This window comes from Cellulophaga geojensis KL-A, from assembly GCF_000568425.1.
GTDB classification, from domain to species: domain Bacteria; phylum Bacteroidota; class Bacteroidia; order Flavobacteriales; family Flavobacteriaceae; genus Cellulophaga; species Cellulophaga lytica.
In genome coordinates this window covers 1-515 of record NZ_ARZX01000109.1, presented here as the reverse complement: position 1 = coordinate 515, position 515 = coordinate 1, and the positions used below count along the sequence as shown (strand labels likewise).

Here is a 515-nt window from a genome sequence, read left to right as displayed (position 1 = left end):
TTACTCAAAAAAAGTAACAGCACCAGAGTTAATATCATACATAGCGCCAACTATTTTAATTTCTCCTTTACTTTGCATATCTGCTAAAACTTCACTTTCTGCAACAATCCTGTCTATAGTAAGTTGTACGTTTTTAGCAGCTACATTATCTACAAATTCTAAGTTTTTAGAGTTACGTAAGCTTTCATCTGCTGGTTCTGATACTGCTTCTACTGCAGGCTTAATTTTGCTTAACATTGCTGTTAAGTTTCCTAATTCTGCATTATCACAAGCTCCTTTTACTGCACCACAGCTAGTATGTCCTAAAACTACAATTAGTTTTGTGCCTGCTAGTTTACAGCCAAACTCCATACTACCTAAAATATCTTCGTTTACAAAGTTACCTGCAATACGTACACTAAAAATATCTCCTAAACCTTGATCAAAAACCAATTCTGCAGATACTCTAGAGTCTATACAGCTTAATATTGTTGCAAAAGGAAACTGGCCTTCACTAGTGTCATTAACTTGCTCTA

Annotated in this window: 1 protein-coding gene; it reads right to left on the bottom strand. The window is 34.8% G+C overall.

Translation table 11 applies throughout. The features are described 5' to 3' along the window. A partial coding sequence (locus KLA_RS17440) for a carbonic anhydrase family protein (protein WP_034647556.1) occupies positions 1 to 515 on the bottom strand: 515 nt, incomplete at its 5' end.